The following is a 21,315-nucleotide window of genomic DNA, read 5'->3' as shown; positions in this document are numbered from 1 at the left end:
CGACCGGTGGTCAGACGCCCATCTGTTCCCGGAGCAGCGAGAGCGCGCGGGAGACGGCCTCGGAGAGTTCCGGGTCCTCGGGGTCGAGACCTTCGCCCAGATGGACGCGCCAGTCGATCTCGCCGCCCAAGGGCGGACGACGCGCCACCAGACGGAAACCGCAGGTGGAGTCGGGGGAGGGGAAGGGGACGAACCGGTTGACGAGGATGGTCGAGGTCACCCGCTCGGAGACCGCCTCGGCCATCCTGCGGTAGTCCACGGCGTCGCCGGTCTCCTCGGAACGCAACCGGATGATGTGCTCTCCGTGGCCCTCCTCGACGAACGTGAACGTCTCGGTGCCCCACCGGGCCTGGTCGATGTTCTGCCAGAGGACGTCACGGCCGTCCGGCAGGTACAGGGCGCGGGTGGTGGCGACCAGGAGGGGTGGTCCGTCATAGGGGAGGGGGGTGCCGCCCGGGGCCGCGGCGACGGAGGCGTGCGCGAGCACGCGCTCACCGCGCCGCAGCCGGGAGCGGATCTCGGCGGGTACGTCCCGCCCGAACAGGGCCATGGTCAGGTGTTCCGATCTCCGCCGGCGCCGGGGCCGGTCCCGTTGGAGGTGTGGGTCTCCCACTCGATGAGCTCGATCTCCTCGTCCTCGGTGGGACGGGCCAGGAAGTCCCGCACGGAGGTGATGGGCATCTTCTCCACGGCCTTGTCGTAGACGGCCCGGCCCGCGTTGCCCGCCTGGGCGCCGACGAGTCCGGCGACCTCCTGGACGAGCGGGCTGTCGGCCACCTTGCGCGCGGTACGGGCGAGCTGCTCGTAGCGGGCTCGGCCCGCCTTGGCGCCCAAGACGTATCCGATGGCGAGGCCGGCGACGAACGTGATCCGGTAGCGCATGGGTCCCTCTTTAAGGCCTTGGTGACGGTCGGAGTGGTCCGTGCCCCGACGTTACCCTGTCGTGCTTCCGGCCACACAGGTCGACACCGGTCCCGAGCACTCTCAAAGCGCGCTAGTCTATTGGTGTCGCCAGGGCCCACGGGGTCGGGCGACGACGCGATCCCGCGTAGCTCAATCGGCAGAGCAGCCGGCTGTTAACCGGCAGGTTATTGGTTCGAGTCCAATCGCGGGAGCGGGAGAGGGCCCGTCGGAGTCATCCGGCGGGCCCTCACTGCGTTCGACGGAAGGCGGGGCGGAGAACACCGCTCCGAATACGGGAGACCGTCCCGAGCACCCTCGAAAAGGCGCTAGTCTATTGGTGTCGCCAAGGCCTACGGGGTCGGGCGACGACGCGATCCCGCGTAGCTCAATCGGCAGAGCAGCCGGCTGTTAACCGGCAGGTTATTGGTTCGAGTCCAATCGCGGGAGCGGGAGAGGGCCCGTCGGAGTCATCCGGCGGGCCCTCGTCGTTCTCAACCCACCTCGCGACGCAGGTGGTGCACCCAGGCGGGCGGGACGTTGCGCCAGACCCTCTTCGACACCACGAGATGGTCGCGTACGAACCGGTCCACGAGCCGCTGGGAGAGCCTCTGACGCGTGTAGGAGGCGCGGGAGGCCGTGACCGCCTTCAACTCCCGGGTGAACAGATAGCCGTAGAGGGACATGTGTCCTCGCGGGGCGATGTGCTCCATGTAGAAGTCCAGGATGTCGCGGGTCTCCTCGTGGGTGAAGTTCGCGAAGGGGAGACCGGAGACGATGAGGTCGTAGGGGGCCTCGGGGGCGAGGTCCCGGATATCGGCCGTGTGGATCGTGTACCCCGTTCCGGGTGACCCGTCGGCCGCCTCCGCCAGGGTCTCGGTCAGGTCCTCCACGTACTCCTTGTTCACCTCGACCGCGTCGAGATGGTCTCCGGGTCGCAGATGCGCGAAGAGCACCCGGGTGACGGCCCCGTTCCCGGCCCCGACCTCCAGGACACGGACCGGGCGTCCGGTGGTCCGGCCCCTGAGGAACCGGGCCAGTTCGTACGCCAGTGGTCGCCCGCTGGGCAATACGGCTCCGGTGTCCCGCATGCTGGCGAGGGCGGAGCGCAGGAACCTGACTTGGTGTTGAAGAGGCACGGTGGTCTCCAGTCGACTTCTCATGATCCGATCGGTGTCAGTTCGTTCCGAGGGGGCGTGCGAACCCCTTGACGGCCAGGAGGGCGCAGGGCAGCGCGATCACCGCGCTTCCGATCACCGCGTAGAGGGTGGCGCTCATGTCGGGATCGCCCAGGATCCAACCTCGGGCCGCCGTGATGGCGTAGGTCATGGGGTTGACGTGGGAGAGACTCCGCAGCCAGTCCGGCAGGCCGTCCAAAGGGACGAACGCGTTGGTGCCGAACATGAGCGCGAACATGGCCAGGCCGGAGAAGGTCTGCATGACCTCGGCGTTGCGGAACCAGCAGGCCATGGCGATGAACACCCAGCCGAGGCAGTTCCCGGTCATCAGGGCGATGAGCATCGCGACCGCCATGCCGACCGCTCCACCGGGGGCGTGGAAGGAGAAGAACAGGTGCGCGGCGGTCGACAGCGCGGAGAGCTGTATCAGGCTCCTCACCAGGTCCGAGGCGCTTCTTCCCAGAAGCACGGATCCCGGCCACACCGGCAGGGTGCGCATGCGATGGACGAAACCGTTCTTGATCTCCTGGCCCAAGGCCGCCCCGGATCCCATGCCGGACTGTAGGACGCCCATGATCATGATCGCGGGCAGCAGGAACTGGATGTAGTCGACCCCTCCGGGGAAGCTCCGGGTCTCGCTGATGCTCGTGAAGACCTGGCTCAGGACCAGGAGCATGACCAGGGGCGAGGCGACACTGACGAGGACGAGCTTCGGATCCATCCAGAGCGCGCGGAGCGCCCTTGTCGTGAGGATGTGGATCTGTAGGGGGACGGAACAGCCCCGCCAGGACACGGACTTCCAAGGGACGGTGGACCTTCGGGCTCTGGCGTCGATCGTCATCGGGTCCTTCACCGATCGCTTCGTGGCCGCGTTCATCGCGTGGAGACATGGGCGAGGTAGACGTCTTCGAGGCTGGGTTCGAAGAGCCGGAGACGGTCGATCCCCAGATTCCTCTCCTCCAGGGCGTGGATCACGGCCCCCAGGTCGCGAGGCGAGGCGATCGTGATGTCGATGTCGAAGTTCGCCTCACCGATGTCGGCGACCAGTCCCATCCTCCGGACCTCGTCCCGGGCGGCCGAGAAACGCTCTCTCTCGTTGAACCCCAGGGACGCCTTCCTCCGGCCCACGCCCCTCTTCAGCTCCGAGGGCGAGCCGGAGGCGACGACGTGTCCCCGGGAGAGGAGGACCACCTGGTCGGAGAGACGGTCGGCCTCCTCCAGGTACTGCGTGGTCAAGAGGACGGTGACGCCCTCCGCCGTCAGGCGGTGGACGATCGCCCACAGCTCCGCGCGGCTCTCGGGGTCCAGCCCCGCCGTGGGCTCGTCCAGGAACAGGACCTCGGGGCCGCCGACGATGCTCGCGGCGAGATCGATCCTTCTCCGCATGCCGCCGGAGTAGGTGCGCACCGCGCGATCGGCGGATTCGGTCATGCCGAACCGCTCCAGAAGCTCGTGCGTCCGCTCTCGTGCCTCTTTACGGGACGCCCCCAACAGCCGTGCGATCAGGACGAGGTTGTCCCGCCCGGAGATCTGTTCGTCCAGGGCCACGTACTGTCCGGCCACACCGATGCGACGTCGGACCCGGCTCGCCTGCGAGACCACGTCGAACCCCGCGACCGTCGCCGTTCCCGTGGTCGGTTCGAGGACCCCGGAGAGGATGTTGATGAGTGTGCTCTTGCCGGCCCCGTTGTGTCCCAGCAGACCGAGCACCCCTCCGGGGGAGACGGACAGGGAGACGTCGTTCAGGGCCCGGACGCTTCCGAACACCTTCCCGACCTTCGAGACCTCGATGGAGTCACCCGACATCGTCGCCACCCCCCGCCGTCCCGGCCCGGGGTCGCGTCGCCCGACGGGTCGCGATGATCGCCGCCGTGGCGCGGCGGGCGAGCGGATCGTAGAACCCGATGAGGAGGAGGGCGATCGCGAGGGCTCCGAGCGCCACCGCGACCACGCCGGTGGCCGAGAGGGCCGCGAGGTCCGCCCGTACGACGAGCGGTGGCAGGGCGAGGGCGATCAGGAGCAGGTTCCTCACGATCATGGCGTAACCGATGGCCGAATCCGATCCGCCGAAGCAGGCGCACTCGGAGCGGATACCGCTCCACAGGGCCTTGACCGCCACCCCGGTGAAGGCGGTGAGCAGGGTCAGGGCCACGACGGCCCCCGCCACGGCGGTGAGGGGCGAGATCAGGAGAAGGCAGGCGAGGACCTCACCGGCGACCACGGTGACGCCCACGGCCCGCGCCGTAGGAGGGGACCACCCGGTCAACCGGGAGATCACCGTCGCGAAGCCGCTGAAACGCCCAGGGCCCTTGATCTTCCCGACCCAGGCGGCCAGGAAGATCAGGAACAGCGCGTACTGCGCCGCGAGCGCGACGATCTCAGTCATCATCACGGACCACGATCACCGGCCTCACCGTCATGACCTTGTGGAAGTGCCGTACTTCCCCGAGCTCTCCCACGGGGGAGCCGTCGACCTCCACCCATGCGTGCGCTCGGAACGGGGACACACGGACACCCGTGCACCATTCCGGCACGGTTCCCCCGATCCGGCAGAGGAGGAAGGTCGCGATGGAGCGCTGTAGGCAACCGGGGCCCGCGCACCTGCGGCTGACGTGGACCACCGCGTTGCGCGCGGCCAGGGCCTCCGCGAAGCCGGCGGGGCCGGCGGAGCCCGCCAGGAAGGCGAGGACGCTCCGGATACGGCCGGGGCTCATCCGTGTCATCAGACGTGCCGGGAGGACGACACACCTCGCGAGGAGGCGATACCTCAGAGGCGGTCGCGTGCTCCGTTCGAGGGCCACGGGTACCGTCATCGCCGCAGCACCCCCACGGATTCGAGCGACCGGATCAGGTCCTCGACGTCGTTCCTGGCCCGGGATTCGTCTATCCCGTACCTGTCCCGGATCTCGGCGACGGCGACGTCCCGATCCCCGTCCTCTCTCAGGGAGCGCAGGATCTCCGCGGCGGTACCGTTCAGGTGCCAGTACACGCCCTTCCTCTGGTCCAGAAGAACGATCCCGTCCTCGGTCTCGGTGGAGATGATGGACGTGTCGTCGATGAATTCCATCCTCAGCCTTCCAGGATCGATACGAGGTCCTTCTCCCGGTTTCCGTCCTCGATGCTCCGGAGCCAGGACTCGCAGGCCAGTGTGTTGATGACGGGGATGATCCCGAAGGAGGAGGACGGGGGGTTGAAGACCGTCCCGCCGAAGGCCTCGGCGTCGACGAGGCCGTGTTCTTCGAGTCTCATTCCGTCGCAGAGTTCGGCGACGGCCTCGCGACTCCTCCGGAGTCCGGTGTAGGCCTCCGCGCTGTACTCGGACTTCGTGGAGCGTTCGAGGATCTCCGGCGGTGCCGTGCCGCGCAGCGCCTCGACGAGGAGGGGTTTGTAGCGGTCCGGCATGGACCATTGGTCGAAGCGGACGCTCAGAGCGATCCTCATGACCCGATCGTCCAGATAGGGGGCCTCCCAGGAGACCCCGTGCGCGCGGGTGATGTGGTTCACCTTCCGGAGCGTGTCTCCGCACAGACGCGCGTCCTGCCAGGAGGCGTGCTGTGCCCGGTAACGGGACAGAGGGCCTCGGGAGAGGACGTCGTCGCGCCTCAGCGCCTCGGAGGCGGCCTCGACGGCCTCCGGGGCGACCCACCGGGCCATCCGGCCCGAGAGGCCCCACCCGAAGTCGGGCCCGGCCGAGAACTCCCTCAGCGGGGCGCGCAGGGAGTCCGTGACCTTCCCCAACCAGGCGGAGAACGTGCTCGAATCGGCCAGCCCCCTGAGCGTCGGAGCGGTCCTCCAGCGGTACAGGGCCTGGTAGCCGAGAACGTGGGCCGGCACCTTGGCCGGATGTGTTCGGGCCAGGGAGTGGAGGTTGAGCGGTGTGGCGAAGAAGAGCTCGTCCGCGCCATGGCCGGTCAGGTGGGTCCGGGACCCCTCACCCGCCACGGCCTCGGCCGCGTGGACGAGCCGACCGCGGGTGCGGATCCAGGGAAAGGGGCCCTCGTGGTCGTGTACGCCGGGGCGCCGGGGGAGCAGCTCCGTGAACCAGCCGGGGGCGGAGCGTCGGTCGAAGGTCAGATGCCGGGCCTCGGGGAGTCGCCGCTCCGCCTTGCGAGCCCACGCCTCGTCCTCGTCGGCCACGTCCGTCGCCTGCCACCTCGTGGTGACGAGGGGTACGCCCGTGGCGGCTGCGACGAAACAGAGACCGGTGGAGTCCAGACCTCCGGAGAGGTCGGCGCTCACCGTGGTCCGTCCTCGACCGCGGCTGCGCACGGCGTCGTGAACGGCGGACGCCAGGAGCTCGGCCCCCCGCTCCAACGTCAGGTGGGGTTCCTCGGGCGACCACCAGCGGACCTGGCGCGCGGTACCGGTCCGCGAGTCGACCTGGAGGAAGTGGCCCGGGGCGAGGGTGGAGACCCCCTTCCAGACCGGGATCTCGCTCACCGGCCAGGGCGGCCAGGGCGCGATGAGTCGTGAGGCCAGGATCGAGCGGTCCCACTCGCGTCCGACGAACGGGAGCAGCAGGGCGGGGTCGCTGGCGGCCAGGACGGGGGAGCCCCGGTTCGAGTAGAAGATCTGGCGGCCGGAGGAGAGTGTCCCCTGGATCCGGACGCCCTCGTCCAGCTCGGCCACGAGGTGGTAGCTTCCCGGGATCTCCTCCGTGATCCGGGAGAGGTCGGAGAGGCTCTCGGCCGAGTCGAGGACGCGCAGAAGGGCGGGCTCGTCCATGAGGAACCGTCCCAAGAGGACGACCCTCCTGTTCCCGATCCTCGCCTTGTAGACGTCGCCCTCGTCCCAGTCACCGATGATCCACGGCCTCCCGGACGCGCGATGAACGACTTCGAGGCGTGTCCGCGCCAGACGCTCGATCGACACTCCGGCCACGTCGCCCGTGGAGGGAAGAACGATGAACTTCATTTTTCTCCGAGAGGCCTTTCGAGTTCGCCCTGTATTCCTCGTCCTTAGGCCATGAGCGCGCCGACGCCCGAGCGGCGCCGGCGCGACCCCGAGTGCCCGTTCGGTCGTTCCGGGCGGTGGCCGGTTCCGAGATCGGGTCAGCAGACCCGGACGCAGGACCAGTCGTTCTCGAATCCCCAGTTGGGGCGGCCGAGGGTGACCTCGGAGAACGCGCCCATCTCGGTGACGGTCGGAGTCTCGTAGGCGGAGATTTCGTTGCCGATCTTTTCTTCGTCCATTGTCGCTCCCGGTTTCTCGGAGGGTCTCGACGGGGCGGAGATATCCCCGGCGATGAAAGCGACGTTAACCGCGCCCCGGTTCGAGGGTCAAGAGTGCGTCGGTCGGTGCGACAAATGCTTTTTGAGTTGATTTCGCAGATTAAAGTACGATTCTCTGATGTGGTGCGTTCATGGGGTCCCATGGGCATCATCGCAGGTGGATGCGGTTCTGGTCTGATCTTTCAGTGAGATCGATGTCGGTGGAGGTGGTGCTTTGGCCGGATCTGGACAAGGGGGACCGTCGAATAATCATTCTGACTCTATTCGGCCGTTCTCAAGTGCGACATCGCTTCCAGAATGGCTGGACCATGAAGGAGCTTATGGGTGAAGATCCCAGAGTTATTCATCGTCACTCGAAACCGTGTGCGCGATGTCCATCGAACGGGGATCACGCACACGGGAAGGTGAGACCAGGCGGATCCCCGTCTCATAGGCCACGCTCCGACCATCGGGCCAGTATTGGAGGAACCTGGTCCTCAGGCCCTCACCGCTCTCCCGCCAACGGAAGATCCCCAGAGGCAGATGGGTGGACGACACCCGGACGCCGAACCGCCTCCCCAAGTGCCGGATCCGCTCCTCCCATATCCCGTTCGCACCGTCGTGGGGCTCCCCCGAATCGACGACGATGAGGAGGCGTTCGCCCCTCGGCCGGCGGCTTCGATGGGAGGTCCACCACATGCGCAGCGTCGCCAGGGCCGAGGAGACGGAGTGCTCGTCGGAGGAGGGTTCGCACCGGTCGTTCGAGTCCTGAGGCCCGGTCCCCTCGGACGGTTCGAGGACCCGCCGCCTGGCACGGAGGTGGACGACGGGGTCTCCGGAGGTCTCGAACGCGAGCACGAGGTCGTTGACGGCGCGGAACCGCTCGTGGCGACCCTCCCTGCGTTTTCCGCCATAGGCGGACCGGGGGCCCTGGAGGAGGAAGCCCTGTTCCCTCAGCAGTTTCGCGACGGTGTCCGCGGAGAGGACGTGTCCCTGTTCCCCGAGTTCGGCGGTGAGTTCACGGGTGGACTTGACGGACCACCGGAGCGGGGAGGGGGACGGACCCTCCCCTTCCGGCTCCAGGAGCGCCGAGAGCGCCGGAAGGATGCCGGGATCCTCCTCGGTGCGTCGTCTGCGGCCGGCGCCCGCGCGTCGCGCCCGTCCCGGGTCCACCCCGGTCCGGAGCCCCAGTTCCCGGACGCCCTGGGAGACGGTCGCCTCGGACACCCCCGCCGTACGCGCCACGGTCCGGATACCTCCGTGACCCAGGGCCCAGGCCTCGGCGCCCAAGAGCACACGCCGTTCGCGTTCGTTGAGAAGGGGGAGGATCCTGCTGAACTTGGCGGCCAGCACCTCCCGCTCCGATCCGGTCACCGGTGCGCCTCCTTCGCGGGGGCCGATGGAAGAGGGGGACGATCCATGGACGTCGATCCGGAACCGGTCTCGCGGACACTCGTCAGGAGGGTGAGCCCGTAGCCGCACAGGAGCACGCAGAGGAGCGCGACGCCCGCGCCGACCGGCCCGCCGCCGTAGGTCTCTCCCAGGAGGACGATCGCGATCACGGTGGCCGTGACCGGGTTCGCGAACACCGTGGCGCCCAAGGGCGCGCCCGGTTCCAGACCCCGGTAGGCCGCCTGGGACAGGAACAGGCCGAGGAGGGCGACGAGCGCGGTACCCAGGACGGAGGGAAGGGCCTCGACCGCCGAACCGCCGCCGGAGGTGGTGTCCACGGCCGTCTTGGCCAGCGCCGAGGCGATCCCGAAGGCCGCTCCGGCGAGGACGCCCGACAGCGGACCGCGTCGGGCGGGGGAGGTGAGTCCGGCGATCCACGCGCCCGCGCCCAGCAGCGCGAGGGAGCCCAGGGTGAGACCGAGGGCCTCTCCGGGGTCCAAGGTGCGTCCCGCGCCTCCGGTGGTGGCGATCGCCAGCAGGACCGTCAGGGCCAGGACGGTGAGGAGGACGCCCTTCCACTCCCGGGCGGTCACCGATCGGCGGTCCAGACGCGCCGCCCAGGGGACGGAGAAGACCAGGACCAGCACCCCCAGAGGCTGCACCACGCTCAGGGGGGCCAGAGCCAGAGCGCCGACCTGGAACACCGACCGGGCGACGTTGAGCAGGGTGGCGATCCACCACAGGGGATGCCGCAACAGATCGAACACGGCCCGCCTCGTGGTGAGGGGCGTCGACAGGATCGTGTCGAGTCGCCACTGCGTCACCGCCGCCGCCGTGTAGGCGACGCACGACAGAACGCCCAAGCCGATTCCGAACCATGGATGCGCCATGTCCACGACTCTGCCGGGGGAGCCCGGATCCTGTCGTCCTCCGGGCGCGGGCTTCGCACATACTGCGATCGTCGTATGCGCGCGGCCACGGATTGTACGATCCTGGGTCGGACGGACGAAGCGGGTGGAGGTGCGGCGGGAGTGGGGATCCCTTCGAAGGCACTGCCCCGGCCGCTGGACGCGGCGCTCGCCGTCGCCCTGTTCGTCCTCACCATGGTCTTGGCGGCGACGGACCCGGTGGAGGGCGCCGTCGGCGCGGTGAGTGTGATCGGAGGCGCGCTCGCCTGCGCCCCCGTGGCCTTCCGTGACCGTCTCCCCGTGTGGGTCGCGTTCGTATCGCTGGTCGGATGCGTCCTGGTGGCGGTCTTCGGTGTCTTCCAGACCTCGTTGCAGATCGCTCTGGGGGTGGCGCTGTACAGCGTGGCCTCGCGGAGGGAACGAGGCGTCTCCGTGCGGATCGGGCTCTTCTCCGCCCTGTGCCTCACCGTCGCGGACCTGTCGCGAGGGGAGTACCTGTTCGCCCCGAGCGCGCTGTGGTGGGTCCTCTCGGTGGGGGCGGCGGTCTCCATCGGCTATTCGGTGCGGGTCCACAGGGAACGTCTCACCGACCTCCGGGATCGGGCCCGCCGGGCCGAGGAGCGACGTGAGGAGGAGGCGCGGCGCAGGGTGATGGAGGAGAGGCTGCGCATCGCCAGGGAGTTGCACGACGTGGTCGCGCACAACATCACCCTCATCAACGTGCAGGCCGAGGTGGCCGCCCATCTCCTGCGTGAAGACCCGGACGAGGCCGAACGGGCCCTGACGCACGTGCGCGAGGGGGGAAGGTCGGTGCTCGCGGAGATGTCCGCCCTGCTCAGCGTGATGCGGGCGGAGGAGGGAGAGGGGCCGCCCACCGCCCCCGCCCCGAGTTTGGAACGGTTGTCGAAGCTCGTCGAGGCGTTCGAGGAGGCCGGGGTAGCGGTCGATTACCGGGTGGAGGGCGCCCCGGCCGGGCTCCCCTCGGGGACGGACCTGGTGGCCTACCGGATCGTCCAGGAGGCGTTGACCAACGCGCGGCGGCACGGCGGAGGCGGTGTCCGGGTCCGGCTCCGGCACGGGGAGGGCGGCCTGTCCATCGACGTGCGCAACCCCCTGCCCCCTTCCACCGAGCGGCGGAGGAGATCGACCGAGGGGTCCGGGTCCGGGATCATCGGTATGCGGGAGCGGGTCGCCGCGGTCGGGGGGAACCTGTGGACGGGGAACGTGGACGACGGATTCCTGGTACGGGCCTTCCTACCCGCGGGTGAGGCCCACGATCGACGGGAACCGGTGCCGGGGGGCGAGGAGGGCGTATGACGATCCGCGTGGTGCTCGCCGACGATCAGGCCCTGGTGCGCGGAGGGTTCCGTGTCCTGATCGACGCGGCCCCGGACATCGAGGTCGTGGGCGAGGCCTCGGAGGGCGCGGAGGCCGTCGCGCTGGTACGCGAGACCGGATGCGACGTGATCCTGATGGACATCCGCATGCCGGGGACCGATGGTCTGACCGCCACCCGGGAGATCACCGAGGATCCGGCCCTGGCGGGCGTCAGGGTGGTGATCCTGACGACCTTCGAGATCGACGAGTACGTCTACCAGGCGCTGCGCGCGGGAGCGAGCGGCTTCCTCGGCAAGGGGGTGGAACCGTCCGTGTTGGTGGCCGGTATCCGAGCGGTCGTCAGGGGCGACGCCCTCCTGTCGCCGGAGGCCACCAAGGGACTGATCCGCCGTTTCCTGGAGTCGCCGACGCCCGTGGTCTCCGCCGCGCATCCGGGTGTGGCGGAGCTGACCGCGCGCGAGCGGGAGTTGACCGTTCTGGTGGCCGAGGGGCTGTCCAACGCCGAGATCGCCGACCGGTTGTTCCTCTCGCCCCTGACGGTGAAGACCCATGTCAATCGCGCGATGACCAAGCTCGGCTCGCGGGACAGGGCGCAGTTGGTGGTGGCCGCCTACAGGTACGGCCTGGCCGCTCCGCCGGTTCTTCGGGGGACGGGAACACCGAGGGGTGGAACATCGACGTGAGGGTGGCCGATCCCATCGGTGGGGGTGGGGAGCCGTGATGATCCACCCTGTCCGCTGCCGGTCCCTGGAAGGGCTTCGACGCGGAGGGTCAGGGTGGTGTCGCCCTCGTCGGGGAAGGACGGTGGAGCGTGGGGCCGGGACGCGGCTCAGATCCGGCCCACGCCGCCGATGATCAGTCGACGGTTGCGGTGCGGCATCTGGTAGCTGCCGTACACCGGGGGGGCCACGGGCATCGTCCGCCACTTCTGGGCCTGCAACAGGCCGGGCGGCACGGCCTCCCAGCCGTCGAAGAAGGCGGAGATCTCCTCCTCGGTACGCCAGTGGCCGTGGCCGAGGTCGCCGAGGAACAGTTCCTGGAGCTGTTCGGCCCTGAGCGCGTCCTTGCGATACCGCACGGGGTCGGGGCGGCAGTAGTGGCTGAGCACCATGTGGCTGCCCGGGGCGAGCCTGTCGCGCAGGGCGGCGATGGAGCGGGAGGCCGCGACGGCGTCCGGGGTGTGCGAGACGACGCCGGTGAGCAGAAGTCCGACCGGACGGTCCAGGTCGAGGAAGTCGTGGACCTCGCGGTCCTCCAGCAGCCCCTCCGGTCGACCCAGCTCCGCCTTGAGGGCGGTGGTGGTGCGGCCGTCACGGATGAGGGCGAGGTGGTGGGTGAGGACGACCGGGTCGGAGGTGGCGTAGACGACGCGGCCCTCGGAGGTGGTCTCGCGCACGATCTCGTGCGGGTCGCCCGGGGCGGGGAGCCCCGCGCCCACCTGGAGGAACTGGGTGATGCCCAGATCGGCGACCAGGTGGCGGACGGCGCGCTGGAGGAAGGCGCGTTCCCCCAGGACGAGATCGACGAAGCCGGGGACGATCCGGTCGGCTCGGGCGGCGAACTCCCGATCCACCTCGAAGTGGTCCTTGCCCTTCAGGTGGAAGGAGCGGAGCCGGGTGATATCGGCCCTGGTCAGGTTGACGAGGGGCGGGGGTTCGGCCCGGACGTGATTGTCCCCCGCCTGCCTCAGGAAATCGGGGGAGGTGAAACGAGACATCGCCGTCCTCTTGTCTGAGGTGGGGAAGTGGTCGACTCCCAGGATTGTATTCCTCGATCGCCCGCTTGTTAACCGAGTCCAGGATACAGGTCACAAAAAATACCACCCGACCCGGTCCTTGAAGAGGCGTACGCCGCATGTTCGTCAGGTCTTGGGTCTCCTAGTGGTTATACGCCTAATGTCCAATTTGTGGAGAGTGTTGTTCGGGCTCCAACCTGGGCCGTCCGATCCCCGACGGGCGCGAGAACCCCCCTCGGTGAGGGCAGTGGAAGAGGAGGGGTGTACGGGGAAGTCGAGGTCCGGGCCGACACGGAACGTGGACGAGGTCCTCCGAGAGGGGGGGCGGGAAATCACTCCGAGAAACATGGGAAAAAGAAGGCGATCAATTCCGAAACCGACCCCTGCCAGCGTGAATCCGGAGAGGATCGGTGTTCTCCATTCGTTTCCCGGTGCCGATGGACTTCGAGAAATCGCGTATCGACGAAGAGAACACGCGCGGAGTGGGCGCCCGGCCGTCGCCCCCTGTCCTCGAGGCTAGCCTGGGGGCATGGATCGCCCCTACACCATTCTGAGCTGCGCCATGTCGGTCGACGGTCGCATCGACGACACCGGCCCCGAACGCCTGCGCCTGTCCAACCCCGCCGACTTCGCCGAGATCGACGAGCTGCGGGCCGGCTGCGACGCGATCCTGGTCGGCGCGGGCACCCTGCGCGCCGACGACCCGCGCCTCCTGGTCCGTTCGCCGGTCCTGCGCGAACGCCGGCGCGAACAGGGGCGGACCGAGCACCTTCTCAAGGCCGTGATCACCCGGAGCGGAGAGATCGACCCGAACGCCCGACTCTTCTCCACCGGTGACGCGGGCGCGGTCGTCTACAGCGGGGGAGAGGGAGCCGAGACCGCCGCCCGCCTCCTGGCCGACCTTCCCGATACCCATCCGCCGGCCGAGGTCGTCGACGCCGGCGACCCTCCCACGGCCGAGGCCGTCCTGGCCGATCTGGCCGGACGCGGGGTGTCCCGACTCCTGGTGGAGGGGGGAGGCCACATCCACACCCTCTTCCTCACCTCGGGGCTGGTCGACGAGCTCCGGTTGGCGGTGGCCCCCTTCTTCGTGGGAGAGGAGGACGCTCCGCGCTTCGTCGTGCCCGGGGTCTACCCCCACGGACCGTCCCACCCCATGAGGCTGGTCGAGACCCGTGCGCTGGGGGACGTCGTGGTCCTGCGCTACCGCCTGGGGGACGAGCGATGACCGCCGCGAGTGCGGGGGAGCGGGGGCCGGTTCCGGCCGAGGGGGCGGCCGACGCCCACTGGCTGGAGCGGGCGATCGGGCTGTCCCGCTCCTGCCCGCCCTCGACCACGGCCTTCTCGGTGGGCTCGGTCGTCGTCGCGGCCGACGGTCTGATCCTCGGCGAGGGCTACTCCCGCCGTGACGACCCGCTCGACCACGCGGAGGAGGCGGCCCTGCGCGGGATCGACCCCGGGGACCCGCGGCTGGAGACGGCGACGATCTACACGTCCCTGGAGCCGTGCAGCGCCCGGGCCTCACGGCCTCGCTCGTGCACCGCGCTGATCCTGGGCACCCCGATCCCGCGTGTGGTCATGGCCTGGCGCGAGCCGGCCCTGTTCGTCGACTGCGACGGGGCGGAACGCCTCACGGCGGCCGGACGGTCCGTGGTGGAGCGCCCCGAGCTCGCCGAGGGCGTACGCGAGGTCAACGCGCACCTGCTCGCCTGAGGCCCTCCCCGGGGTGCTTCGAGGAGGGCACGGGGCTACAGACGGTCGACGTCGATGACGCGGACCACCGCGCGGCCCTCGGCGTCCGAGGCGGCCAGGTCGACCTCGGCGGCGATCCCCCAGTCGTGATCGCCCGCGGGGTCGGCGAGGACCTGTCGGACCCGCCACACGTCGGACTCCTCCTCGATGAGGAGCATCTTCGGACCTCGGGCGTCAGGGCCGGTCCCGATCTCGTCGTGTTCGGCGTAGTACTCCTCGACGGCCTCGGCCCAGTCCTCGCCGGTCCACTCGTCGTCCTCGGAGAGTTTGCCCAGGTCGCCGTAGCGACGGCGGGAGGCCAGCTCCACGCGGCGGAACATCTCGTTGCGCACCAGGACCCGGAAGGCGCGGGCGTTCGCGGTGACCGGGCGGACCCGCTCCTCGGGCTCGTGGCCCTCCTCGGTCTCGTCCTCGGGGTTGGTCAGCCGCTCCCACTCGTCGAGCAGGCTGGAGTCGACCTGGCGGACCAGTTCGCCCAGCCACTCGATGAGGTCGCGCAGTTCCTCGGTCTTGGAGTCGTCGGGCACCGTCTGGTTGAGCGCCTTGTAGGCGCCGGCCAGGTAACGCAGCACCAGGCCCTCGGACCGGGCGAGCTCGTAGTGGCCCACGTATTCGGTGAAGGTCATCGCCCGCTCGTACATGTCGCGGGCGATCGTCTTGGGCCGGAGCGGATGGTCGCCGACCCAGGGGTGGCCGCGCCGGTAGACCTCGTAGGCGTGGTCGAGGAGCTCCTCCAACGGCTTGGGGTAGTCGACCTCCTCCAACCGCTCCATACGCTCCTCGTACTCGATACCGTCCAGCTTCATCTGCTGGACGGCCTCGCCGCGGGCCTTGTTGAGCTGGGCGCCGAGGATCTGACGCGGGTCGTCCAGAGTGGACTCCACCACGCTGAGCACGTCCAGCGGATAGGTGGGCGACTCCACGTCCAACAGGTCCAGCGCCGCCAGCGCGAAGGTGGACAGCGGCTGGTTGAGAGCGAAGTCGGCCTGGAGGTCCACGGTCAGCCGGGCGGTACGGCCCTGCTCGTCGGGCTCGGCGAGGGTCTCCACGATCCCGCCGTCCAGCAGGGACCGGTAGATGGCGATCGCCTCGTGGATGTGGCGGCGCTGGGTCTTGCGGTCGTCGTGGTTCTCGGTCAACAGGTGCTTCATCGCGGTGAAGCAGTTCCCCGGCCGGGCGATCACACTGAGCAGCATGGCGTTGCTCACCCGGAACCGCGAGTTCAGCGGCTCGGGCTCGGCGTCGATGAGCTTGCGGAAGGTCGCCTCGTCCCACGACACGAAACCGTCCGGCGCCTTCTTGCGGACCACCTTGCGGCGCTTCTTGGTGTCGTCACCGGCCTTGGCCAGCGCCTTCTCGTTCTCGATGACGTGTTCGGGGGCCTGGGCGACCACGTTGCCGACGGTGTCGAAGCCGGCGCGACCGGCCCGCCCCGCGATCTGGTGGAACTCGCGTGCGCGCAGGCGGCGCACCCGGACCCCGTCGTACTTGCTCAGCGCGGTGAACAGCACGGTCCGGATCGGCACGTTCACGCCCACGCCCAGGGTGTCGGTGCCGCAGATGACCTTGAGCAGACCGGCCTGGGCCAGACGTTCGACCAGACGCCGGTACTTGGGGAGCATGCCCGCGTGGTGGACGCCGATGCCGTGCCGCACGTACCGGGACAGGTTGCGCCCGAACCTGGTGGTGAAGCGGAAGTCGCCGATCTCCTCGGCGATCCTCGCCTTCTCCTCCTTGGTGCACATGTTGATGCTGGTCAACGACTGAGCGCGCTCCACGGCCTGGGCCTGGGTGAAGTGCACGATGTACACGGGCGCGTTCCCGGAACCGAGGAGTTCCTCCAGGGTCTCGTGCAGCGGGGTGACCCGGTAGTCGTAGTAGAGGGGGACGGGGCGCTCGGCGGAGGCGACCACCGCGGTCGACCGTCCGGTGCGCTTCTCCAGGTCCTCCTCGAAGCGGCTGACGTCGCCCAGGGTGGCCGACATCAGTAGGAACTGAGCCTGGGGCATCTCCAACAACGGCACCTGCCACGCCCAGCCCCGGTCGGGCTCGGCGTAGAAGTGGAACTCGTCCATGACGACGGTGTTGATGTCGGCGTCCTTGCCCTCGGCCAGGGCGATCTGGGCGAGGACCTCGGCCGTGCAGCACACGATGGGGGCGTCGGCGTTGACCGAGGCGTCGCCGGTCATCATGCCGACGTTCTCGGTCCCGAAGATCTTGCAGAGATCGAAGAACTTCTCCGAGACCAGGGCCTTGATGGGCGCGGTGTAGAAGGCGCACTCGTCACGGGCCAGGGCGGCGAACAGGGCGCCCGTGGCGACCAGGCTCTTACCGGAGCCGGTGGGCGTGTTGAGGATGACGTTCGACCCGGAGACGACCTCGATGAGGGCCTCTTCCTGGTGCGGGTAGAGGGTGAGACCCCGCTCCTCGACCCACAAAGCGAACGCCTCGAAGAGGGAGTCGGGTTCTGGTTCCGTGGGAAGCGCATCGATGAGACTCACGCTCTCTATACTGCCCGCTCTCCGACCCCTTTCGGGACGCACCCGTGCGTTCGAACCCTTCCCGGGGCCTTCGGGGCCGAGACGACGAAGGGCACGCCCCCGGAGGGAGCGTGCCCGCGTCGATCCCGCTCGGACACCCGAACGGAAGGAGACTCAGACCAGGCCGAGCTGCTTGACGGTGTCGCGCTCCTCGACGAGCTCCTGCACCGAAGCGTCGATACGAGCACGGGAGAACTCGTCGATCTCCAGGCCCTGGACGATCTCCCACTCGCCGTTCTTCGACACGACGGGGAAGGAGGAGATGAGGCCCTCGGGCACGCCGTAGGAGCCGTCGGAGGGGATGGCGGCCGAGGTCCAGTCGCCCTCCGGGGTGCCGTTGACCCAGTCGTGGACGTGGTCGATGGCGGCGTTGGCGGCGGAGGCGGCCGAGGAGGCCCCGCGGGCCTCGATGATCGCGGCGCCGCGCTTGGCGACGGTCGGGATGAAGTCGTTCTCCAGCCAGGCCTGGTCGCCCACGGCCTTGGCGGCGTTGGCGCCGTCTACCTCGGCGTTGAACAGGTCCGGGTACTGGGTGGCGGAGTGGTTGCCCCAGATCGTCAGCTTCTTGATGTCGTTGATCGACACGTCGAGCTTCTTGGCGAGCTGGGTCAGCGCGCGGTTGTGGTCCAGACGGGTCATCGCGGTGAAGCGCTCGGCCGGGACGTCCGGGGCGTGGCTCTGCGCGATGAGGGCGTTGGTGTTGGCCGGGTTGCCGACCACCAGGACGCGGATGTCGTCGGCGGCACCGGCGTTGATCGCCTCGCCCTGGGGCTTGAAGATGCCGCCGTTGGCCTGGAGCAGGTCGCCGCGCTCCATGCCCTTGCCGCGCGGACGGGCGCCGACCAGCAGGCCGACGTTGGCGCCCTCGAAGGCCTTGCCCGCGTCGTCGAAGATGTCGATGCCCTGAAGCAGCGGGAAGGCGCAGTCGTCGAGCTCCATCGCGGTGCCCTCGGCGGCCTTGACGGCCTGCGGGATCTCCAGCAGGCGCAGCTTCACCGGGGTGTCGGCGCCGAGGAGCTGGCCGGACGCGATCCGGAACAGCAGGGCGTAGCCGATCTGGCCGGCGGCGCCGGTGACGGTGACGTTGACGGGTGCTTTGGACATGACGTGAACTCTCCTGACGACGGTGTGCGACCCGCGATGTTACCAACGGGTTCGAGGCGGCTTCGGTGCCGGGCCAGGGGGTACGACCGAGCACGCCGCACCTTCACACCCTAGACCGACCGGGGACGACCCTCGCGACCCAGGTGCGGTCAAAGGGCGCGCATGTCGGGTTCGGGCCCGTCGGTTCCCGTCGTACAACGGATTCTCGGCGAGGAAACGTCGGACACACCCTGTTAGGATGGCGTTTGCTGACGGCGGAGGGCCGGTAGCTCAGTTGGTTAGAGCAGGGGACTCATAATCCCTGGGTCGCGGGTTCGAGTCCTGCCCGGCCTACCCCTCACCATCGCCTCGCAATCCCTTGTCGCACTGCGCATCGCCGCCGTCGGGCCGTGCGTTCCCCCGGCTTCGCCATTCTCGCCTCAGGTGTTGTGTGGTCGATTACCGTTTTTCGCGACGTTTGTCCGAATAGTTTTCCCTTTTGTTATTCTCGGGCCCCGGTCGCGCGCGAATCGGCCTCAGGGCGAAAACGGATGGGACCGAGACCACCCTCCACGGGGCGTTCGGAGGGCCGTCCCCGGTCCACCGTCTCCTCTACACTGGCCGCCGGTCCGGGGCCACGGTGCCTCAAGTCTCAACAACCGTCGGCCGGTCGGGACCATCGGAGGGTTCGATGGGCTCGGAGCGTCGGGGGAAGGCACGTGGTGGACGGGGGGAGAACGATACGAGGGGGCGAGGGTGAGCCACGCCCCTCCCGGCGACGGTTCGCGCGGATCGTGGCCATGGTCGTCACGGGTGTCCTGCTGCTGACCGTGCTCAACCCCATGAGCCATCCCGACGTGCTGGTGCGCCCCACACCGGGGGAGGACGCCGTCGCCCTCCCCCTGTACGACCTCTTGAACCGGACCGGGATCTCCCAGGACGGGGCCTCGGACGAAGGCGACCTCGACGGCGCGGGCAACAGTCTGTCCGCTCGCACCCTGGCCGCGGCCGGCTGGTCGCCGGGCGGTGAGGTCGACATCCTGGACACCTCCATGCGCCTTCCCGTCTACGGCGAGGGCCGTCCCGATCACGTGCTCTCCGACGGCCAGTCCCTCACCTTGGGCGAACCCACCCGCCTGCGGTCCCTGACCTTTCTCGCCACCGGTACCCGCACCGACGGGACCGGCGCCGACGTGCGGAGCGTGGGCAGCGTCGTCTACTCCGACGGCGGCGAGCACAAGTTCGAGCTGGTCGTCCCGGATTGGGCGGCCGGACCCGCCGGCGACGCCGCCCTGACCCTGCCCTACGCCAACTCGGCCACCGGCTTCGGTCTGGACGTGATCGGTTCGGTGCGCCTGTACGCGCGCTCGGTGCCCTTGGAACCCGGGCGCGAGGTCGACCACGTGGTCCTGCCCGAGGTCACCGACCCCGACGCGAACCTGCACGTGTTCTCGGTGGGGGGACGCCAGGCGGATCGGGAATGGACCGGGACCTGGGCGCGCGCCACCTCCGGATACACCGAGGTGGGCCCCTGGCAGGACCAGACGTTGCGCCTGACGGTGCGCTCGACCACCGGCGGGCACAAGGTCCGGGTACGTCTGGACAACACCTTCGCCTCCCGCCCGGTGACCATCGGCGCGGTCTCGCTGGCCCTGCGCGACACCGGTGCCCGCACACGGGGCGCGGCGATCCCGCTCACCTTCTCCGGTGCCAGGGGCGCCGTCATCCCCGCGGGAGGACGTCTGGTCAGTGATCCGATCGACTTCCTACTGCCGCCGAGCACCGAACTCCTGGTCAGCATCCACCTCCCGGACCGCGTCACCGCGGCGCCGATCCACTACGCCTCGGTGGACACCAACTTCACCACCGCCCCCGGCAGCGGCGATCGCACCCTGGAGCGCGAGGAGGAGCCCTTCACCGGAACGGTGGAGCAGTGGCCCTTCCTCACCGGGATCGAGGTGATGGACGGCCCGGGCGCCGTGGTGACCTTCGGGGACTCCATCACCGACGGGGTCCGTTCGACCCGGGACGCCTACGCCCGTTGGCCGGACGTGTTGAGCGACCGGTTGCGACAGAGATCCGATCTGCCCGACCCCGGTGTGCTGAACCTGGGAGTGGCCGGAAACCGGGTGACCACGGACGGCTATCCGGGCGAGGGGGTGTCGACCTACGCCAACGGGGTGAGCCTGTTGCACCGGGCCCAACGGGACGTGTTCTCCCAGAACGGCGTGGAGAGCGTCGTCGTCTTCGCCGGTATCAACGATCTGCGCTGGGGCGCCTCCGCCGAGGAGGTGATCGCCGGCCTGAACCGGTTGGCGCGGATGGCGCGCGATCACGACGTGCGGATCTTCGTGGCCACCCTGGGGCCCTGTGAGGGGGGTAGCCGCTGTACCCCGGGACTGGAACGACAACGGCAACGGATCAACGCCCACCTGCGCGAGCAGCGGCTGGATCCGGAGTCCCCGTTCACCGGGGTGTGGGACTTCGACGCGGTCCTGCGCGACCCGGAACGGCCCACCCGGCTACGCCCCGAGTACGACTCGGGCGACCACCTGCACCCCGGGGACGCGGGGCTGCGGGCGATCGCCGAGTCGGTGGACCTGTACGAACTGCTCGGTTCCTGAACCGGAGCGTCGCGGGCGGGTGTTCACCGGGGATGGCCGAGTTGATGGTGGATGACCAGGTCGACGTAGACGTCTCCGAGGTCGGCGATGCTCAGCCCGGCCTCGGGGTCGTACCAGTGGAGCAGCGAGTCGAAGGTCTCCAGGACCTTGTCGGCGGCCCTCCCCGGGTCGGTGATCTCGAATCGGCCCTCGCGGATCCCGGCGAGGACGATCTCGCGGACGTGATCGCGGAAGAGTCGGTGCAGACCGCTGATCTCCCGATGTCGTACGGGGTGGATGGCGCGCAGGGTGGGGAGCAGTTCCCGGCCGAGGGCGACGGCGTCCCGATGCCTCCACCCGCTGGCGACGTGCCTGCGGACCAGGTCGGCCATGCGTCGGGTCGCGGGAGAGTCGGGGACGTCGGTGGTCAGTTGGTCGTTGACGCGCTCTCTGGTGGCGCGCAGGACGATCGCGTAGGTCAGATCGAAGCGGGTGGGGAAGGCACGGCGGAGCGCGGCCCCGTCGGTGGAGGTCTCGGCGGCGATCCGGTGGGTCAGGGCGGACATGGGCAGGCCTCGGGAGCCGTGCTCGGCGAACAGGCGTGCCGCGCAGTCCAGGACGGGGGCCGTCGTGCGAAGCGAGTGAGGGGAGAGGTCGGCCGTCATTGATTGTCGTC

At 69.3% G+C, this 21,315-nt stretch carries 21 protein-coding genes and 3 tRNA genes; 8 read left to right on the top strand and 16 right to left on the bottom strand.

The genetic code is table 11. From position 1 onward, the window contains the following. Positions 1-10: 10 nt before the first annotated feature. Both U9J66_RS07380 and U9J66_RS07375 read right to left on the bottom strand, forming a co-directional pair. Complete coding sequence (locus U9J66_RS07380) at positions 11-550, bottom strand: hypothetical protein (RefSeq protein ID WP_326337354.1); 540 nt, start codon at positions 548-550, stop codon at positions 11-13. 2 nt (positions 551-552) lie between these two features. Next, positions 553-882 carry a hypothetical protein gene (locus U9J66_RS07375; protein ID WP_017534158.1) on the bottom strand — a complete coding sequence of 110 codons (330 nt, stop codon included), beginning with the start codon at positions 880-882 and terminating at the stop codon, positions 553-555. A gap of 160 nt (positions 883-1,042) precedes the next feature. Here U9J66_RS07375 and U9J66_RS07370 point away from each other — a divergent pair. Both U9J66_RS07370 and U9J66_RS07365 read left to right on the top strand, forming a co-directional pair. Further along, positions 1,043-1,115, top strand: a tRNA-Asn gene (locus tag U9J66_RS07370). Positions 1,116-1,277: 162 nt separating this feature from the next. Further along, a tRNA-Asn gene (locus U9J66_RS07365) sits at positions 1,278-1,350 on the top strand. 44 nt (positions 1,351-1,394) lie between these two features. On the opposite strand, the gene U9J66_RS07360 is transcribed toward U9J66_RS07365, so the two are convergent. From U9J66_RS07360 to U9J66_RS07315, 10 genes are all read right to left on the bottom strand, one after another. Continuing rightward, positions 1,395-2,063, bottom strand: coding sequence for a class I SAM-dependent methyltransferase (locus U9J66_RS07360; RefSeq protein WP_326337353.1), 669 nt, complete (start codon positions 2,061-2,063; stop codon positions 1,395-1,397). 13 nt (positions 2,064-2,076) lie between these two features. Further along, entirely contained in the window at positions 2,077-2,919 is an 843-nt protein-coding gene (locus U9J66_RS07355) for an ABC transporter permease (RefSeq protein WP_036567929.1), read from the bottom strand. Positions 2,920-2,951: 32 nt separating this feature from the next. After that, entirely contained in the window at positions 2,952-3,884 is a 933-nt protein-coding gene (locus tag U9J66_RS07350; protein WP_326337352.1) for an ABC transporter ATP-binding protein, read from the bottom strand. Next, on the bottom strand, positions 3,874-4,467 hold the full coding sequence (locus tag U9J66_RS07345; protein WP_326337351.1) for a MauE/DoxX family redox-associated membrane protein: 594 nt from the start codon (positions 4,465-4,467) through the stop codon (positions 3,874-3,876). Before U9J66_RS07345 ends, U9J66_RS07350 begins: the two co-directional genes overlap by 11 nt. Then, on the bottom strand, positions 4,457-4,891 hold the full coding sequence (locus U9J66_RS07340) for a lasso peptide biosynthesis B2 protein (protein ID WP_161111502.1): 435 nt from the start codon (positions 4,889-4,891) through the stop codon (positions 4,457-4,459). Before U9J66_RS07340 ends, U9J66_RS07345 begins: the two co-directional genes overlap by 11 nt. After that, entirely contained in the window at positions 4,888-5,145 is a 258-nt protein-coding gene (locus U9J66_RS07335; protein WP_014908438.1) for a lasso peptide biosynthesis PqqD family chaperone, read from the bottom strand. The genes U9J66_RS07340 and U9J66_RS07335 overlap by 4 nt, the downstream gene beginning before the upstream one ends. A 2-nt stretch (positions 5,146-5,147) precedes the next feature. Then, complete coding sequence (locus U9J66_RS07330; protein ID WP_326337350.1) at positions 5,148-6,992, bottom strand: asparagine synthase-related protein; 1,845 nt, start codon at positions 6,990-6,992, stop codon at positions 5,148-5,150. A 137-nt stretch (positions 6,993-7,129) separates the two neighbouring features. Then, a complete protein-coding gene (locus tag U9J66_RS07325) occupies positions 7,130-7,270 on the bottom strand; it encodes a lasso RiPP family leader peptide-containing protein (RefSeq protein WP_014911574.1) in 141 nt (46 codons plus the stop codon). A gap of 378 nt (positions 7,271-7,648) precedes the next feature. Further along, complete coding sequence (locus tag U9J66_RS07320; protein WP_161111504.1) at positions 7,649-8,662, bottom strand: ISAzo13-like element transposase-related protein; 1,014 nt, start codon at positions 8,660-8,662, stop codon at positions 7,649-7,651. Beyond that, complete coding sequence (locus U9J66_RS07315) at positions 8,659-9,570, bottom strand: DMT family transporter (RefSeq protein ID WP_202421644.1); 912 nt, start codon at positions 9,568-9,570, stop codon at positions 8,659-8,661. Before U9J66_RS07315 ends, U9J66_RS07320 begins: the two co-directional genes overlap by 4 nt. A gap of 141 nt (positions 9,571-9,711) precedes the next feature. On the opposite strand from U9J66_RS07315, the gene U9J66_RS07310 reads away from it, so the two are divergent. Next, positions 9,712-10,905: a sensor histidine kinase gene (locus U9J66_RS07310; RefSeq protein WP_017534149.1), complete on the top strand. Its 1,194-nt coding sequence runs from the start codon at positions 9,712-9,714 to the stop codon at positions 10,903-10,905. After that, positions 10,902-11,609 carry a response regulator transcription factor gene (locus U9J66_RS07305; protein WP_326337349.1) on the top strand — a complete coding sequence of 236 codons (708 nt, stop codon included), beginning with the start codon at positions 10,902-10,904 and terminating at the stop codon, positions 11,607-11,609. The genes U9J66_RS07310 and U9J66_RS07305 overlap by 4 nt, the downstream gene beginning before the upstream one ends. Positions 11,610-11,755: 146 nt before the next feature. On the opposite strand, the gene U9J66_RS07300 is transcribed toward U9J66_RS07305, so the two are convergent. Beyond that, the gene (locus U9J66_RS07300; RefSeq protein WP_014910771.1) at positions 11,756-12,643 is read right to left on the bottom strand and encodes an SAM-dependent methyltransferase; all 888 of its coding nucleotides are present in this window, start codon (positions 12,641-12,643) and stop codon (positions 11,756-11,758) included. A gap of 547 nt (positions 12,644-13,190) precedes the next feature. On the opposite strand from U9J66_RS07300, the gene U9J66_RS07295 reads away from it, so the two are divergent. Further along, the gene (locus U9J66_RS07295) at positions 13,191-13,889 is read left to right on the top strand and encodes a RibD family protein (protein WP_014913269.1); all 699 of its coding nucleotides are present in this window, start codon (positions 13,191-13,193) and stop codon (positions 13,887-13,889) included. After that, positions 13,886-14,374 (top strand): dCMP deaminase, encoded by a 489-nt coding sequence (locus U9J66_RS07290; protein WP_326337348.1) that lies wholly within the window; start codon positions 13,886-13,888, stop codon positions 14,372-14,374. Before U9J66_RS07295 ends, U9J66_RS07290 begins: the two co-directional genes overlap by 4 nt. Positions 14,375-14,409: 35 nt before the next feature. Here the strand turns inward: U9J66_RS07290 and U9J66_RS07285 are convergent, their stop codons facing one another. Then, positions 14,410-16,914 (bottom strand): DEAD/DEAH box helicase, encoded by a 2,505-nt coding sequence (locus U9J66_RS07285; protein WP_014913452.1) that lies wholly within the window; start codon positions 16,912-16,914, stop codon positions 14,410-14,412. A 153-nt stretch (positions 16,915-17,067) separates the two neighbouring features. Then, complete coding sequence (locus U9J66_RS07280; RefSeq protein WP_017534146.1) at positions 17,068-18,057, bottom strand: malate dehydrogenase; 990 nt, start codon at positions 18,055-18,057, stop codon at positions 17,068-17,070. A 259-nt stretch (positions 18,058-18,316) separates the two neighbouring features. Here U9J66_RS07280 and U9J66_RS07275 point away from each other — a divergent pair. Continuing rightward, positions 18,317-18,390, top strand: a tRNA-Ile gene (locus tag U9J66_RS07275). 446 nt (positions 18,391-18,836) lie between these two features. Next, complete coding sequence (locus U9J66_RS07270; protein ID WP_326337347.1) at positions 18,837-20,660, top strand: GDSL-type esterase/lipase family protein; 1,824 nt, start codon at positions 18,837-18,839, stop codon at positions 20,658-20,660. 23 nt (positions 20,661-20,683) lie between these two features. Here the strand turns inward: U9J66_RS07270 and U9J66_RS07265 are convergent, their stop codons facing one another. Continuing rightward, on the bottom strand, positions 20,684-21,304 hold the full coding sequence (locus U9J66_RS07265) for a TetR/AcrR family transcriptional regulator (RefSeq protein ID WP_014912063.1): 621 nt from the start codon (positions 21,302-21,304) through the stop codon (positions 20,684-20,686). Positions 21,305-21,315 lie beyond the last annotated feature (11 nt).

Origin of the sequence: Nocardiopsis sp. LDBS1602 (assembly GCF_035818715.1) — a bacterium.
Taxonomy (GTDB): Bacteria; Actinomycetota; Actinomycetes; order Streptosporangiales; family Streptosporangiaceae; genus Nocardiopsis; species Nocardiopsis alba.
Note: the sequence above shows the minus strand (reverse complement) of the source record. Positions and strands in the feature narration are given on the sequence as shown.